The sequence below is a fragment of the Pseudomonas sp. R28(2017) genome (genome assembly GCF_002112505.1).
In the GTDB taxonomy this organism is placed as follows: domain Bacteria; phylum Pseudomonadota; class Gammaproteobacteria; order Pseudomonadales; family Pseudomonadaceae; genus Aquipseudomonas.
Genome location: NZ_NEHW01000010.1, coordinates 167,244 through 182,421, shown reverse-complemented (window position 1 = coordinate 182,421; position 15,178 = coordinate 167,244). Strand labels below are relative to the sequence as shown.

The window sequence follows — 15,178 nt, the reverse complement described above, 5'->3', positions numbered from 1 at the left end:
TGTGGGAGCGGGCGTGCCCGCGAATGCGGCGCTGAAGCCACCATCGCATTCGCGGGCACGCCCGCTCCCACAAAGGCCCACACCTCAAGTCAGGTAGCGGGGCCGAGCGATATCAGGCGTCCTGATAGCTCTCGATCGACGGGCAGGCGCAGACCAGGTTGCGGTCGCCGAACACGTTGTCGACCCGGCCGACCGGCGACCAGTACTTGCCTTCCACCAGGCTCGGCAGCGGGTACACCGCCTGTTCGCGGCTGTAGCCATGGGCCCATTCGCCAACCAGCTCGGCCGCGGTGTGCGGGGCGTTCTTCAGCGGGTTGTCGTCCTTGTCCAGGCTGCCGGTTTCCACCGCGCGAATTTCTTCGCGGATCTGGATCATCGCGTCGCAGAAGCGATCCAGTTCTTCCTTGGACTCGCTTTCGGTCGGTTCGATCATCAGCGTGCCGGCCACCGGGAACGACATGGTCGGCGCATGGAAACCGAAGTCGATCAGGCGCTTGGCCACGTCGTCGACGCTGATGCCGCTGGTGTCCTTGAGCGGGCGCAGGTCGAGGATGCATTCGTGGGCGACCAGGCCATTGCCGCCGGTGTACAGAACAGGATAGTGCTCTTCCAGGCGGCGAGCGATGTAGTTGGCGTTGAGGATGGCCATCTGCGAAGCACGCTTGAGGCCGGCACCGCCCATCATGCGGATGTACATCCAGGTGATCGGCAGGATGCTGGCGCTGCCGAACGGCGCGGCGCACACCGCGCCCTCGGTGTTGGCAAGTGCCGCGTGGCCTGGCAGGAACGGCGCCAGGTGCGACTTCACGCCGATCGGGCCGACGCCCGGGCCGCCACCGCCGTGCGGGATGCAGAAGGTCTTGTGCAGGTTCAGGTGCGACACGTCGCCACCGAACTTGCCCGGGGCGCAGAGGCCGACCATGGCATTCATGTTGGCGCCGTCGATGTACACCTGGCCACCGTTGTCGTGGATGATCGCGCAGATCTCGCCGATCGCTTCCTCGAACACGCCGTGGGTCGACGGGTAGGTGATCATGATCGCGGCCAGGCGCTCGCGGTGCTCGATGGCCTTGGCGCGCAGGTCCTCGACATCGACGTTGCCGCGGGCGTCACAGGCCGTGACCACCACGCGCATGCCGGCCATGTGTGCGGTCGCCGGGTTGGTGCCGTGGGCCGAAGACGGGATCAGGCAGATGTCGCGGTGGCCTTCGCCACGGCTGCGGTGGTAGGCACGGATGGCCAGCAGGCCGGCGTACTCGCCCTGGGAGCCGGCGTTGGGTTGCAGCGACACGGCGTCGTAGCCGGTGGCGGCGCAGAGCATGGCCTCCAGCTCGGTGGTCATCTGCAGGTAGCCCTGGCTCTGCTCGGCCGGGGCGAACGGGTGCAGGTTGCCGAACTCGGCCCAGGTCACCGGGATCATTTCGCTGGCAGCGTTGAGCTTCATGGTGCACGAGCCCAGCGGGATCATGCTGCGGTCCAGCGCCAGGTCCTTGTCGGCCAGGCGGCGCAGGTAGCGCATCAGCTCGGTTTCGCTGTGATAGCGGTTGAACACTGGGTGCTCGAGGATGGCCGACTGGCGCAGCAGGGCGGCCGGCAGGCGCGAGCCGGTGCTGGCGGCCAGGGCGGCGAAGTCAGGTTGCGGCTTTTCGGCGCCGAACAGTTTCCAGAGGGCTTCGACGTCGGCCTGGGTGCTGGTTTCGTCGAGCGACAGGCCCAGGTGAGCGGCGTCGATCTGGCGCAGGTTGATGCGCTGTGCGCGGGCCTTGTCGTGCAGGCTGGCGGTGGCGTTGCCGGTGGCCAGGGTCAGGGTGTCGAAGGCCGTTTCGCCAACCACTTCCAGGCCCAGGGTTTTCAGGCCGGCAGCCAGGATCGCGGTCAGCGCGTGGGTGCGTTCGGCAATGCGCTTGAGGCCGGCCGGGCCGTGGTACACGGCGAACATGCTGGCGATGTTGGCCAGCAGCACCTGGGCGGTGCAGATGTTGCTGGTGGCCTTCTCGCGGCGGATGTGCTGTTCGCGGGTCTGCATGGCCAGGCGCAGGGCGGTCTTGCCGAAGCGGTCGATCGACACGCCGACCAGGCGGCCCGGCATGTCGCGCTTGAAGGCATCACGGGTGGCGAAGTAGGCCGCGTGCGGGCCACCGAAGCCCAGTGGCACGCCGAAGCGCTGGGCGCTGCCGATGGCCACGTCGGCGTCGAATTCGCCTGGTGGGGTCAGCAGGGTCAGGGCCAGCAGGTCGGCGGCAACGGCGACCAGGGCGTTGGCAGCGTGGAAACGCGCAACGACGTCGCGGTAGTCGAACACTTCGCCGTTGCTGGCCGGGTATTGCAGCAGGGCGCCGAAGAAGGCACTGACATCGCCCAGTTCACGCTCGTCGCCGACCACGATTTCGATGCCCAGCGGCTCGGCACGGGTGCGCAGCACGTCGAGGGTCTGCGGGTGGCAGTGCACGGAGGCGAAGAAGGCATGGCTGGCCTTGTTCTTCGACAGGCGCTTGCAGAAGGTCATGGCTTCGGCAGCGGCGGTGGCTTCGTCGAGCAAGGATGCGTTGGCGATCGGCAGGCCGGTGAGGTCGCTGATCAGGGTCTGGAAGTTCAGCAGCGCTTCCAGGCGGCCCTGGGAAATTTCTGGCTGGTACGGGGTGTAGGCGGTGTACCAGGCCGGGTTTTCCAGCAGGTTGCGCAGGATCGGCGCTGGGGTGTGGGTGTTGTAGTAGCCCTGGCCGATGAAGCTCTTGAACAGTTCGTTCTTGCCGGCGATGGCTTTCAGCGCAGCGAGGGCATCGGCCTCGCTCTGGCCGTCTTCCGAACCAAGCACGCTGGTGCCCTTGATGCTGTCAGGAATGACTGCGGCGCTCATGGCTTCCAGCGACTCGAAGCCCAGGGTGGCGAGCATGGCCTGCTCGTCAGCGGCGCGCGGGCCGATGTGACGGGCGATGAATTCGTTGGCGGTGCCGAGATGGGTGGTCATGGTCGGATTCCTCAGGCGTCGTCGTTGGCTTTGATCAGGCGGTCGTAGGCGTCCTGGTCGAGCAGGGCGGTGACTTCGCTCATGTCGGCAGGGATGAAGCGGAAGAACCAGCCTTCACCCAGCGGGTCTTCGTTGACCAGCTCGGGGCTGTCATTGAGGCCATCGTTGACGGCGACCACTTCACCGGTCAGCGGCATGTACACGCCGCTGGCAGCTTTCACCGACTCCACGGTGGAGGCTTCGGCGCCTTTGTCGTACGGCTGCAGCTCAGGCAGTTGCACATAGACCACATCGCCAAGGGCGTTCTGGGCGTAGGCGGTGATGCCCACGGTGACGCTACCGTCGGCTTCGACGCGCAGCCATTCGTGATCTTCAGTGAAACGCAACTCGCTCATGGGGAATCCTCGGAAAGCAGGGCGTTGGGCGCGGTGGCTCCGCGCTCTTGGGTTGGGATTCCCTAAGCAAAAATACGGCCACTAGTAAAAAATCGTTATAAATCAATAAGTTGAATAATTAACGCATTCAGGGTTGCTCATTTCTGGAATGAAATCATTACAGTTGAGCGAGAGGGGAAAAGGTTTGATGGATCAAACCCTTGCGCAGGCGCGCCAGAATGGGTCTGTTTCGAATTCATTACGGCGTAATGAATTCGTTCCAGTGTTAGTTTTTGGTTGCTATGCCGTACTTGCGCAAGCGCTGCGCGATCGCCGTATGCGAGGTCTGCAGCCGCCCCGCCAACTGCCGGGTCGAGGGGTAACTGGCATACAGCCGCTGCAGCAGCTCGCGCTCGAAATCCCCCACCGCCTGTTCCAGGCTCGCCACGTCGCCATCCTGGCCACGCGCTACCGAGGTGCCGGCGATATCCAGATCACCGATATCCACCAGGTTGCCCTCGCAGATCGCTGCTGCGCGGAAGATCACGTTCTGCAGCTGGCGCACGTTACCTGGCCAGGGGTTGGCCAGCAACGCCGAATGGGTGGCCGGAGTGAGGCGGCAGGGTGGCCGCTGGATCTGGGTGCAGGCCTGCTGCATGAAGTAGTGCGCCAGCATGAGGATGTCCTGGCCACGGTCGCGCAGCGGCGGTACCTGCAGATTGAGCACATTCAGCCGGTAGAACAGGTCTTCACGGAAGGTACCTTCGGCGACCATGCGCTCCAGGTCGCGGTGGGTGGCGCTGATGATGCGCACATCCACCTTCACCTCGCGGTCGCCACCTACGCGGCGGAAGCTGCCATCGCTGAGGAAGCGCAACAGCTTGGCCTGCAGGTATGGCGACATCTCGCCGATCTCGTCGAGAAACACCGTGCCCTGGTTGGCCAGCTCCATCAGCCCGGGCTTGCCGCCGCGCTGGGCGCCGGTGAAGGCGCCGGGGGCGTAGCCGAACAGCTCACTCTCGGCCAGGCTTTCTGGCAGTGCGGCGCAGTTCAGGGCGAGGAACGGCGCTGCCTGACGGCTGCTGATGGCATGGCAGGCGCGGGCCACCAGTTCCTTGCCGGTACCGGTTTCGCCGTGCACCAGCAGCGGCGCATCGAGGGCCGCCACGCGCAGGGCGCGGGCCTTGAGGGTGCGGATCGCCGGTGATTCGCCGAGCAGCGCATCGAAGCCTTCGGCGTGGTCGTGGTGCAGCGCTGACAGGCGCTCGCCCATGCGGTTCGGCGCATACAGTGTCAGCAGGCCGCCGGCGTTGGTGATCGGCGAGGCGTCCAGCAGCAGGCTCTGGCCGTTGAGCTGCATCTCGCGCATCGGCAGGTGAAAGTTGTTGTCCAGCAGGGCCTGCAGCAGGTCGGCATCGTCGAACAGTTCGCCCACCGAGCGCCCGGCGGATTCGCGGCCGCACAGGGCGATCAGCGCCGGGTTGGCCAGCAGCACCTTGCCTGCGCTGTCGACCGCCAGCACCGGGTCGCTCATGGCCGCGAGCAGGGCGTCGAGCTGCAGGTGGCGGCGCTGGCCGGGGAGGATGTCGACCACGTCCACCGATTGCACGCCGCGCACTTCGAACAGGGCGTCATGGAGTTCTTCGAGCACTGCCGGGCTGAGCGTCGGGGCGTCGATGTAGACGTTCGGCGGGACCATTTCCACGGCGTCCAGGTTGAGGTTGCGGGCACCGAGCAGGGCGAGGACTTCCTGGGTGATGCCGACGCGGTCGATGAAGCTGACATGGATGCGCATGGGGGTTCGAACAGTAGGCGACGGGGTTCGCCAGTATGCCTTGAGTCGGATGCCAGGCCCAACATCGGCGGTGGCTTCTTCGCGGGCAAGCCCGCTCTCATCAAACAAAATGCAACCCACTGTTTTCTAAGCACTCAGGCAGCCACCAGCTGATACCCTAGTTTCCGGGCTTTGCGAAGCAAAGCCCGGACCTGCCGGTCTTGGCTCCTGGCTTCGAATTCCTCAAGACCTTTTTCGACATAAGCCTGTTTCTTGGTTAGCAGGTTGTACACCAGTCGTGCCAATTGATGAGCAGTGGCTTTGATGGCGCAGCTGGTATCCATTCGAGTTAGCCTGGCTCGGTGCGGTGCACCAATGAAACCCTTGTCGTTACGGGCATTGGACGCGGCCTGCTTGAGTGCTTGAGCTGCTCGATTGATTATTTTTGGCCCGCCGCCTGCCAGTCGATGACCGCCGGAAATCCGAGTAGGAGGAGCCAGTCCTAACCAAGAGCAGAAGTGCTGTGAGGACGGGAAGCGTGATAGATCTGTACCGATCTCGCCTGCCAGCACTAATGCGGTATCCACCCCGATGGTCGGGATTGCGGTCAGGTCCACGCCAAGAACTTTCCACAATGCCTGATGCAACTCAGTCTGTTGGGCGCCGCTTCGGTGTGGGCTACGCAAAGGCTTGTTGGATGGCTCTGGCTCGTTTTGCAGCACCGGCAGCTGTTCTAACGCAGTTTTTATGGCGTCGTCGCAATCAGTAATTTGCTGCTCCAGGAAATCGTAGGCAGCCAATTCTTGAGTTAGCGCATGCAAATGCTCGCGCCGCCAATTGCCATGAAGACTCCGAGCGACAGCCTCTTTGCCTGCTTTGATGCGGCGGTCGGTCAGTTCAGCCAGTTGCGCAGGGTCCCGTTCACCTGCGCAGATGGCTCGTAAAATTTTCATGCCGGTTACGCCGGAAATATCACTGATGACATTGGCCAACTGGATGTTCATTTGGCTCATGGCCTTTTGCATCCGGTTCAGGGTCTGTGCCTGGTCTTTGACTTTGGAAGCCCGCTGCCTGACCAATGAGCGGACGCAGCAAGTCAGATCATCGGGGCGGAATGCGCCTCTCAGCAGTCCATGCGTCATCAGTTGCCAAATCCACTGACAATCCAGCACATCTGATTTGCGGCCCGTGATTTGCCGAGTTGCTCTGGCATTGACGAGGTAAACCTCAAAACCGCGCTCGCTGAGGATCTCGTAAATGGGAATCCAATAAACGCCTGTGGACTCCATGGCAACGACCTTGATCCCCAAGCTTTCAAGCCAATCAGCCATCTTGAACAGGTCGTCAGTAAAGGACGTGAACGACTGGACGGGGTTTTCGTGCCGTGGATCGACCGCCACGAAATGCTCTCGACCACCGACGTCGATCGCCGCGCAATCGGGATGAACGACGGTAAAGCGTTGCTTGGAAGGCTTGCGCGCCATGATGAATCCTCGCAGGATAAGGGGCGCGCGGGGCACACGGTGGCGAAAGGGTTCACTCTCTCATACGTGGTCACAGCTGATTCAGCTGATGCCTACAGGGACTTCACGCCGATACCGTGCGGATCACTCTCCCACGCGGGTGTGCGGACACACACCAGTGCTGGCTACGATCTCTGTCCCGCGCACACGAACCCTAACAAAGCAAAAGGCGGCTGGCCCTACCGGGCCAGCCGCCTTTTCTTTTTCAAAATGTCAGCGCTGCAGCAGAACTGAAGCCGTACATCTCATGTTTGCTGCGCGACAGCGCAGCCCGGAAGGGCTGGGTGATCTCCCACAGGGACTACACATGCCCTCAAGGGCAGTGATCAACCTGTGGGAGCTTGCCTGCGAATGGAGTTATTCGAGGTGTTCAGGCTTGATCGGATCGCCCGATTTCACATCCAGCTTCTGGCGAATGTCTTCGAACATGGCGTCGTACAGCTTGTGCGGCGAGCCCAGGCTCTCGAACTTCTGGTGGGGTGCCAGGTAGGACTGGGCCTTGCGCGAGGCAATCATGAGGAAGCTGGGCAGTACCTGGTCCTTGGCCAGGAAGAACGGTTCATCCACCGTCTTGCCCTCGATGATCCCGTGCATGCGGAACTGGATACCGCGGCCTTCCTTGGGGTCTGTCGCCGCCTCGTACTCGATGTTGAGGTCGTAGCTATGGTCGTTCTTGGTCAGCGCAGTGCGCTCGATATGGACGTGGCCGGGTTGAAACTGGGCCATGGCAAACTCCTCCGGAAGGTGAAAATGGCGGGCCCCGTCAGCCCGCCCACTGCAATCAACGGTAGCTGATACCTGGCTTTTCGGTGCTCACGCGGGTGCCGGCGGTGCCTTTGACGATGCCCTCGATGTTCTCCAGCGAGCTGATCACCGCCACTTTGCCAGTGTGGCGGGCAAAGTCGCAGGCTGCCTGCACCTTTGGCCCCATGGAGCCGGCCGCGAAGCCGAGGCGTTCGAGTTCGTCGGGGTGGGCCTGGGCAATGGCTTTCTGCGTCGGCTTGCCCCAGTCAATGTAGGCGCCATCGACGTCGGTGGCGATTACCAGAAGGTCGGCTTCCAGCTGTTCGGCCAGCAGCGCCGAGCACAGGTCCTTGTCGATCACCGCCTCGATGCCCTTGAGCTTCTTGTTCTCGTCGTACATGGTGGGGATGCCGCCACCACCGGCGCAGATCACGATGCTGCTCTTCTCCAGCAGCCACTTGATCGGGCGGATTTCGAAGATGCGCTTGGGTTTCGGGCTGGCGACCACGCGGCGGTATTTGTCGCCGTCGGCCTTGACCACCCAGCCTTTCTCCTTGGCCAGGCGCTCGGCCTCTTCCTTGCTGTAGACCGGGCCGATGAACTTGCTCGGGTCCTTGAAGGCCGGGTCGTTGGCGTCCACTTCCACCTGGGTCAGCAGGGTGGCGAAAGGTACTTCGAACGCCAGCAGGTTGCCCAGTTCCTGTTCGATCATGTAGCCGATCATGCCTTCGGTCTCGGCGCCGAGCACGTCCAGCGGGTAGGCCTCGTCGGGTTTGTACGACAGCCCTTGCAGGGCCAGCAGGCCCACTTGCGGGCCGTTGCCGTGGGCGATGACCAGTTCGTTGCCGGGGTGAATCTTGGCGATCTGTTCGGTGGCCGTGCGGATATTGGCGCGCTGGTTGTCAGCGGTCATGGGTTCGCCACGGCGCAGCAGGGCGTTGCCGCCCAATGCAACAACGATACGCATGGGGAATGTCCTTTAACGAAGAGGGAAGGGCGCCGCCCCATGGGCAGGGCGGCGCGGCCGGCTTACAGGTCAGCCAGGGTCGAAACCAGGATCGCCTTGATGGTATGCATGCGGTTTTCCGCCTGCTCGAAGGCGATGCACGCCGGCGACTCGAACACGTCATCGGTCACTTCGATGCCGTTGGCCAGGTCCGGGTACTGTTCGGCAATCTGCTTGCCGACCTTGGTCTCGGAGTTGTGGAACGCTGGCAGGCAGTGCATGAACTTGGTCCGTGGGTTGCCGCTGGCTTTCATCAGCTCCTTGTTCACCTGGTAGGGCTTGAGCTGCTTGATGCGCTCGCCCCAGGCTTCGATCGGCTCGCCCATCGACACCCAGACGTCGGTGTGGATGAAGTCGACGCCCTTGACCGCCGCCTTAGGGTCCTCGGTCAGGGTGATGCGCGCACCGCTTTCTTCGGCGTACTTGTGGCACCGCTCGACCAGGTCGTCATGTGGCCACAGCGCCTTGGGCGCGGCGATGCGCACGTCCATGCCGAGCTTGGCGCCGATCAGCAGCAGCGAATTGCCCATGTTGTTGCGGGCGTCGCCCAGGTAGGCGTAGCTGATGTCGTGCAGTGGCTTGTCGCTGTGTTCGCGCATGGTCAGCACGTCGGCGATCATCTGGGTCGGGTGGTATTCATCGGTCAGGCCGTTGAACACGGGTACGCCGGCGAACTTGGCCAACTCCTCGACGATTTCCTGCTTGAAGCCGCGGTACTCGATGGCGTCGTACATGCGCCCGAGCACGCGGGCGGTGTCCTTCATGCTTTCCTTGTGGCCGATCTGCGACGAGTTGGGGTCGATGTAGGTGACGTTGGCGCCCTGGTCATAGGCGGCGACTTCGAAGGCGCAGCGGGTACGGGTCGAGGTCTTCTCGAAGATCAGGGCGATGTTGTTGCCCTTCAGGTGCTGCTGCTCGGTGCCGGTGTACTTGGCGCGCTTGAGGTCGCGGGACAGGTCCAGCAGGTATTTCAGCTCACGGGTGGTGTGGTGTTCGAGGCTGAGCAGGTTGCGGTTGTGAATGTTGAACGCCATGACTGTAACTCCTTGAATTCGGTGAGGGGCCCGGCCGCTGCTTCGTGGGCGCGGCCGGGTGTATGGGCGTTAGTAGTCGATTGGGTCGCGCACGATCGGGCAGGTCATGCAGTGGCCACCGCCCCGGCCCCGGCCCAGCTCGCCGGCGCTGATGGTGATGACCTCGATGCCGGCCTTGCGCAGCAGGGTGTTGGTGTAGGTGTTGCGGTCGTAGCCGATGACCACGCCGGGCTCGATGGCCACCACGTTGTTGCCGTCATCCCACTGTTCGCGTTCGGCGGCGAAGCTGTTGCCGCCGGTCTCGACCACGCGCAGCTTGACGCCCAGTTGCTCGCCGACCACCTCGATGAACGACTTGTTGATGCGGCGCACGTCCATGCCGTAGGGCTTTTTCTCGTCCGGGCGGATGATGAACGGTACGATCTCGTTGACCACTTCCGGGAAGACCGTGACCAGGTCGCGGTCGCAGAAGCTGAACACGGTGTCCAGGTGCATGGCGGCGCGGGACTTCGGCAGCCCGGCGACGATCACTTCCTTGACCGCGCCCTTGGCGAACAGGTTGCGCGCCAGCTGGCCGATGGCCTGGCGCGAGGTGCGCTCGCCCATGCCGATCAGCACGATGCCGTTGCCGATCGGCATCACGTCACCGCCTTCGAGGGTGGACTGGCCGTGGTCCTTGTCCGGGTCGCCGTACCAGACCTGGAAGTCGGCGTTGGTGAACTCCTTGTGGAACTTGTAGATGGCGGTGGTCAGCAGGGTTTCCTGGCGACGCGCCGGCCAGTACATCGGGTTCAGCGTCACGCCGCCATAGATCCAGCAGGTGGTGTCGCGGGTGAACTGGGTGTTGGGCAGTGGTGGCAGGATGAAGCTGGAGTGGCCCAGGTAGTCGTTGTACATCTTGACCACGTCGGCGCCTTCGCTCTGTGGCAGGTCCTGGCCAGCCACGCCGCCGATCAGGAATTCGGCCAGGTGACGCGGGTCGAGGCCTTCGAGCCAGCTGCGCACTTCGTTCTTCAGGCCCACACCGACGGTGTCATCGGTGATCTTGCGGTCGAGAATCCACTTCAGGGCTTCGGGTTGCTGGACGATGTCGGTCAGCAGGTTGTGCATTTCCAGCACATCGACGCCGCGCTCGCGCATCTTGGTGACGAAGTCGAAATGGTCACGCTTGGCCTGGTCGACCCAGATCACGTCGTCGAACAGCAGCTCGTCACAGTTGCTTGGCGTCAGCCGCTTGTGCGCCAGGCCCGGTGCGCAAACCATTACCTTGCGCAGCTTGCCGGCTTCTGAGTGGACACCGTACTTCTGTTTTTCAGCGGACATGGTTTCATTCCTCCAATTGAACGAAGACGTGGGTCAAAGGGTCAGGAAGCCGTCATACAGGCCGAAGGCTGCCACCAGGGCGCCGATGACCACGGCTGCGAAGATCAGTTTTTCCACGTTGGTGAAGATGGGTTGGCCCACCTCGCGCTTGGCCTTGGCGAACAGGATCGCGCCAGGGGCATAGAGCAGGGCCGAGAGCAGCAGGTATTTCACGCCGCCGGCATACAGCAGCCAGATGGCGTATATCAGCGCGATGGCACCGATGATCAGGTCCTTCTGCCGCTCGGCCAGGGCCTGTTCGTAGGTTTCGCTGCGCAGAGCCAGCAGGAACGCATAGCCCGCCGACCACAGGTAGGGCACCAGGATCATCGAGGTGGCGAGGTAGATCAGCGACAGGTAGGTACTGCTGGAGAACAGGGTGATGACCAGGAAGATCTGCACCATGGCGTTGGTCAGCCACAGGGCGTTGGCCGGCACCTGGTTGGCGTTCTCGCGGCGCAGGAACTCCGGCATGGTGTGGTCCTTGGCGGCGGCGAACATGATCTCGGCGCACAGCAGCACCCACGACAGCAGGGCACCGAGCAGCGAGATGATCAGGCCGACGCTGATCAGCACCGCGCCCCAGTGGCCGACCACGTGCTCGAGCACGGCAGCCATCGACGGGTTCTGCAGCTTGGCCAGTTCCGGTTGGGTCATGATGCCCAGCGACAGCACGTTGACCAGTACCAGGAACAGCAGCACGGTGATGAAGCCGATGACCGTGGCCTTGCCCACGTCGGAGCGTTTTTCCGCCCGCGACGAGAAGATGCTCGCGCCTTCGATGCCGATGAACACCCACACGGTGACCAGCATCATGTTGCGCACCTGGTTCATCACGCTGCCCAGGTCTGGGGTGCCCACCGCCCAGATGTCGGCGGTGAAGATATCGAGCCTGAAGGCGAACAGGCAGATCAGCGCGAACAGCACCAGCGGCACGACCTTGGCCACGGTGGTGACCAGGTTGATGAACGCTGCTTCCTTGATGCCGCGCAGCACCAGGAAGTGCACGGCCCAGAGCAATATCGAGGCACCGATGATCGCCGCCGGGGTGTTGCCCTCACCGAAGATCGGGAAGAAGTAGCCGAGGGTGCTGAACAGCAGCACGAAGTAGCCGACGTTGCCCAGCCAGGCGCTGATCCAGTAGCCCCAGGCCGACGAGAAGCCCATGTAGTCGCCGAAGCCGGCCTTGGCGTAAGCGTACACACCGCCATCCAGATCAGGCTTGCGGTTGGCCAGGGTCTGGAACACGAAGGCCAGGGTCAGCATGCCGACCGCCGTGATCGCCCAGCCAATCAGTACCGCGCCAACGCCTGCACTGGCAGCCATGTTTTGCGGCAGCGAGAAGATCCCGCCGCCAATCATCGAACCCACTACAAGTGCAACTAACGCGCCGAGCTTTAGTTTTCCGGAAGAATCAGACATTTAACAACTCCTGCCAGGAGAAAGTTGACGACAGAATAAATCCGACGCCTGGACCATGAGCTGACTTGGATCAGTTCATGGCAACGCGAAGGTAGGAAATTTCCTACGCGCGACTCCTGGAGAGTGCCGACTGCTCAGCTGCAGGCCCTGTGCGCTGGCATCTCCATGTCCTTCTAGAGCAAACGCTCTGTTTGACCTGCGATGTCTGAAGCTAGCCGTTTTTGCCGCTTTCGCAAATTTTTCACAAGAATTTCGAGTTTTATCAGTTTCTTTTCTAGTTGCTTCGCAGCTGCTAGTTTTTACAGAGGTGCGCCGATAGACATTGTGGTTATTAATGCTATAGGTTTAATGGTTTTGGCCATATAAGTAACAGCATTTATATGGCCCCCATGGCTGTTTCAAACGCATGACAGCACGGAAAAAAGGGAGCCCCATGAGCGAACCGGGACAAAAGCTGCGTCTGGGTGCACTGATCGCACTGGTGGTCGGTTCGATGATTGGTGGCGGGATCTTCTCGCTGCCGCAGAACATGGCCGCACGTGCCGACGTCGGTGCCGTGCTGATCGGTTGGGCAATCACGGCAGTGGGCATGCTGGCCCTGGCCTTCGTGTTCCAGACCCTGGCCAACCGCAAGCCCGAGCTGGATTCGGGGGTCTACGCCTACGCCAAGGCCGGTTTCGGCGAGTACATGGGGTTCTCCTCCGCCTGGGGCTACTGGATCAGTGCCTGGCTGGGCAACGTCGGTTATTTCGTGCTGTTGTTCAGCACCCTGGGCTTCTACTTTCCGGTGTTTGGCGAAGGCAACACGCCGATTGCCATCGGTTGCGCCTCGCTGCTGCTGTGGGCGGTGCACTTCCTGGTGCTGCGTGGCATCAAGGAGGCGGCGTTCATCAACCAGGTGACCACCGTGGCCAAGGTGGTGCCGCTGTTGATCTTCGTCGTCATCGCCGCCTTTGCCTTCCGCGCCGACATCTTCACCCGCGACATCTGGGGCCTGAGCAACCCGCAGTTCGGCAATGTGCTGGACCAGGTGCGCAACATGATGCTGGTCACGGTGTTCGTGTTCATCGGTATCGAGGGCGCCAGCGTGTATTCCGGGCGGGCGCAGCGCCGTTCCGATGTCGGCAAGGCCACGGTGATCGGCTTTCTCGGGGTGCTGGCACTGCTGGTGCTGGTCAATGTGCTGTCGCTGGGGGTGATGACCCAGCCGGAACTGGCCGGGTTGCAGAATCCGTCGCTGGCCTCGGTGCTGGAACATATCGTCGGCCCCTGGGGGGCATTGCTGATCAGCATTGGCCTGGCCGTGTCGCTGCTCGGTGCCTTGCTGTCGTGGGCACTGCTGTGCGCGGAAATTCTTTACGCCACGGCGCGTGACAAGACCATGCCGCGCTTCCTGGCCAAGGAAAACGCCAACCATGTGCCGGCCAATGCCCTGTGGCTGACCAATTGCATGATCCAGGGCTTTTTGCTGATCACGCTGGTTTCAGCAGGCACCTATACCAGCCTGATCTATCTCGCCTCGTCGATGATTCTGGTGCCGTACCTGTGGTCGGCGGCCTATGCGGTGCTGCTGGCCTGGCGCGGGGAAAGTTACCACGGGCAGGCGGGGCTGCGGCGCAAGGACCTGATGGTGGCAGCGGTGGCGCTGCTGTATGCGGTATGGCTGTTGTACGCGGGCGGCCTCAAGTACCTGCTGCTGTCGGCACTGCTGTACGCCCCAGGGGTCATCCTGTTTGCCCGGGCCAAGCACGAACAAGGGCAGACCCTGTTCACCACCTGGGAGAAGCTGATTTTCGCGGCAGTACTGGCGGGGGCGGCATTGGCGGCCTACCTGCTGTATTCAGGGCTGCTGAGCTTGTGACACGGCGGGGCAGGGCTGTTCCGGGCGTGACCAGATCCACAGGTTGCCCAGGGTCATGCCGGCAATCGCCAGAAACACCGGCCAGTGGTGTTCGAGGAAAACCAGCATCAGGGTGGCGCACAGCAGCATGCTGAGGGTGGCGCTGACCTTGGCACGGCGCTGGATCACCTTGCCGTTGCGCCAGTTGTACAGGATCGGCCCGAACAGGCGATGGTTTTCCAGCCAGGCGGACAGGCGCGGCGAACTGCGCGTGGCGGCCCAGGCGGCCAGCAGGATGAACTCGGTGGTCGGCAGGCCGGGGATGACGATGGCGACCAGGCCTATCCCCAGGCTCACGTAAGCCAGGATGCCATACAGCAGGCGGGACAGTTTCGAGCGGGCAGGTCGGGTCATGGTCTCACTGCAAATAACGTCCGGCCACCGGAAAGGTGGCCGGTTGGTGCGTATTCAGGCCAGCGCGGCATCCGCGGCATAGGCATGCTTGAGCAGTTCGGTGAAGCGCTCGAAGGCGGCAACCGCAGCACGCTCGGCGGCGGCGTCTTCCTCGGGCGACAGCGCCAGGCCATCGAGGATCCGGGTGAACTGCTTCCAGCCTTCGGCACGGCCACCGGCCGGCTCGCCGAGGTGGCGGGCACCGAAACTGTCGGACAGTTCCAGGGCCGCGGCACGCTTGATCAGGAACGCAGCGCCAAGTTTGGAGCCTTCTGACACGAAGATCCAGCCCATTGCCTCACCCAGGCTCGGGTTCAGCAGCGCGCCAGGCACGGCAGCCGGCACTTCGGTGCCGAGGTCGGCGAGGTCCAGGCGGGCCTGTTCGGCGCGGCAGCGCTCGGCCAGGTCGGGGACGATGGCGATCAGTTGCGGGTCGTTGTACAGCGCTTGCAGTTCGGCCTGGAACAGGTACTGGGCGACGACGAAACGGGCAAAGCTTTCGCGGCTGTCGAACGGCGCGTGGGACTTGACCAGGGCGTCGAGCTCGCTGTGCGGAGCTTGGGTGGCCTGGTTCAGGCGTTGCGAGCGCAAGGCTGGGCGGTCGGTCATGGGGGTGTCCTTGGTAAATGAGGGCGTCTAGTGACAAGACGAAACAGCGGGGCGGGTACAGTAAAAAAA

The 15,178-nt window shown here is 62.8% G+C and carries 12 protein-coding genes; 1 reads left to right on the top strand and 11 read right to left on the bottom strand.

Annotated elements, in window-relative coordinates:
• Nucleotides 1–112: 112 nt before the first annotated feature.
• The 9 genes from gcvP to arcD (CAF78_RS18670) form a co-directional block, all read right to left on the bottom strand.
• Nucleotides 113–2,968 (bottom strand): aminomethyl-transferring glycine dehydrogenase, encoded by a 2,856-nt coding sequence (gcvP, locus tag CAF78_RS18715; RefSeq protein WP_085673538.1) that lies wholly within the window; start codon nt 2,966–2,968, stop codon nt 113–115.
• Nucleotides 2,969–2,979: 11 nt separating this feature from the next.
• Entirely contained in the window at nt 2,980–3,363 is a 384-nt protein-coding gene (gene gcvH / locus CAF78_RS18710) for a glycine cleavage system protein GcvH (RefSeq protein WP_085673536.1), read from the bottom strand.
• Between the two features lie 265 nt (nt 3,364–3,628).
• Nucleotides 3,629–5,137: a sigma-54-dependent transcriptional regulator gene (locus CAF78_RS18705; protein ID WP_085673534.1), complete on the bottom strand. Its 1,509-nt coding sequence runs from the start codon at nt 5,135–5,137 to the stop codon at nt 3,629–3,631.
• 134 nt (nt 5,138–5,271) lie between these two features.
• A complete protein-coding gene (locus CAF78_RS18700; protein WP_085673532.1) occupies nt 5,272–6,600 on the bottom strand; it encodes an IS110 family transposase in 1,329 nt (442 codons plus the stop codon).
• Between the two features lie 396 nt (nt 6,601–6,996).
• Nucleotides 6,997–7,365 (bottom strand): DUF5064 family protein, encoded by a 369-nt coding sequence (locus CAF78_RS18690; RefSeq protein ID WP_085673529.1) that lies wholly within the window; start codon nt 7,363–7,365, stop codon nt 6,997–6,999.
• Nucleotides 7,366–7,420: 55 nt separating this feature from the next.
• On the bottom strand, nt 7,421–8,350 hold the full coding sequence (gene arcC, locus CAF78_RS18685) for a carbamate kinase (protein ID WP_085673527.1): 930 nt from the start codon (nt 8,348–8,350) through the stop codon (nt 7,421–7,423).
• 62 nt (nt 8,351–8,412) lie between these two features.
• The gene (locus tag CAF78_RS18680; RefSeq protein ID WP_027920178.1) at nt 8,413–9,423 is read right to left on the bottom strand and encodes an ornithine carbamoyltransferase; all 1,011 of its coding nucleotides are present in this window, start codon (nt 9,421–9,423) and stop codon (nt 8,413–8,415) included.
• A gap of 69 nt (nt 9,424–9,492) precedes the next feature.
• The gene (gene arcA, locus CAF78_RS18675; protein WP_085673525.1) at nt 9,493–10,746 is read right to left on the bottom strand and encodes an arginine deiminase; all 1,254 of its coding nucleotides are present in this window, start codon (nt 10,744–10,746) and stop codon (nt 9,493–9,495) included.
• Between the two features lie 33 nt (nt 10,747–10,779).
• Nucleotides 10,780–12,207, bottom strand: a complete 1,428-nt coding sequence (gene arcD / locus CAF78_RS18670) for an arginine-ornithine antiporter (protein ID WP_085673523.1) — start codon at nt 12,205–12,207, stop codon at nt 10,780–10,782.
• A gap of 433 nt (nt 12,208–12,640) precedes the next feature.
• Here arcD (CAF78_RS18670) and arcD (CAF78_RS18660) point away from each other — a divergent pair, with 433 nt between their 5' ends.
• Nucleotides 12,641–14,068 carry an arginine-ornithine antiporter gene (arcD, locus tag CAF78_RS18660; RefSeq protein ID WP_085673521.1) on the top strand — a complete coding sequence of 476 codons (1,428 nt, stop codon included), beginning with the start codon at nt 12,641–12,643 and terminating at the stop codon, nt 14,066–14,068.
• Here arcD (CAF78_RS18660) and CAF78_RS18655 read toward each other — a convergent pair.
• Both CAF78_RS18655 and CAF78_RS18650 read right to left on the bottom strand, forming a co-directional pair.
• Nucleotides 14,048–14,461, bottom strand: coding sequence for a YbaN family protein (locus CAF78_RS18655; RefSeq protein ID WP_085673519.1), 414 nt, complete (start codon nt 14,459–14,461; stop codon nt 14,048–14,050). The two genes, arcD (CAF78_RS18660) and CAF78_RS18655, sit on opposite strands and share 21 nt — an antisense overlap.
• 54 nt (nt 14,462–14,515) lie before the next feature.
• Nucleotides 14,516–15,109, bottom strand: coding sequence for a biliverdin-producing heme oxygenase (locus tag CAF78_RS18650; RefSeq protein WP_085673517.1), 594 nt, complete (start codon nt 15,107–15,109; stop codon nt 14,516–14,518).
• Between the last annotated feature and the right edge of the window lie 69 nt (nt 15,110–15,178).

Bases quoted from the DNA above. Each gene is read 5' to 3' on its own strand.
- gcvP (WP_085673538.1), bottom strand. From the start codon at position 2,968: ATGACCACCCATCTCGGCACCGCCAACGAATTCATCGCCCGTCACATC.
- gcvH (WP_085673536.1), bottom strand. From the start codon at position 3,363: ATGAGCGAGTTGCGTTTCACTGAAGATCACGAATGGCTGCGCGTCGAA.
- CAF78_RS18705 (WP_085673534.1), bottom strand. From the start codon at position 5,137: ATGCGCATCCATGTCAGCTTCATCGACCGCGTCGGCATCACCCAGGAA.
- CAF78_RS18700 (WP_085673532.1), bottom strand. From the start codon at position 6,600: ATGGCGCGCAAGCCTTCCAAGCAACGCTTTACCGTCGTTCATCCCGAT.
- CAF78_RS18690 (WP_085673529.1), bottom strand. From the start codon at position 7,365: ATGGCCCAGTTTCAACCCGGCCACGTCCATATCGAGCGCACTGCGCTG.
- arcC (WP_085673527.1), bottom strand. From the start codon at position 8,350: ATGCGTATCGTTGTTGCATTGGGCGGCAACGCCCTGCTGCGCCGTGGC.
- CAF78_RS18680 (WP_027920178.1), bottom strand. From the start codon at position 9,423: ATGGCGTTCAACATTCACAACCGCAACCTGCTCAGCCTCGAACACCAC.
- arcA (WP_085673525.1), bottom strand. From the start codon at position 10,746: ATGTCCGCTGAAAAACAGAAGTACGGTGTCCACTCAGAAGCCGGCAAG.
- arcD (WP_085673523.1), bottom strand. From the start codon at position 12,207: ATGTCTGATTCTTCCGGAAAACTAAAGCTCGGCGCGTTAGTTGCACTT.
- arcD (WP_085673521.1), top strand. From the start codon at position 12,641: ATGAGCGAACCGGGACAAAAGCTGCGTCTGGGTGCACTGATCGCACTG.
- CAF78_RS18655 (WP_085673519.1), bottom strand. From the start codon at position 14,461: ATGACCCGACCTGCCCGCTCGAAACTGTCCCGCCTGCTGTATGGCATC.
- CAF78_RS18650 (WP_085673517.1), bottom strand. From the start codon at position 15,109: ATGACCGACCGCCCAGCCTTGCGCTCGCAACGCCTGAACCAGGCCACC.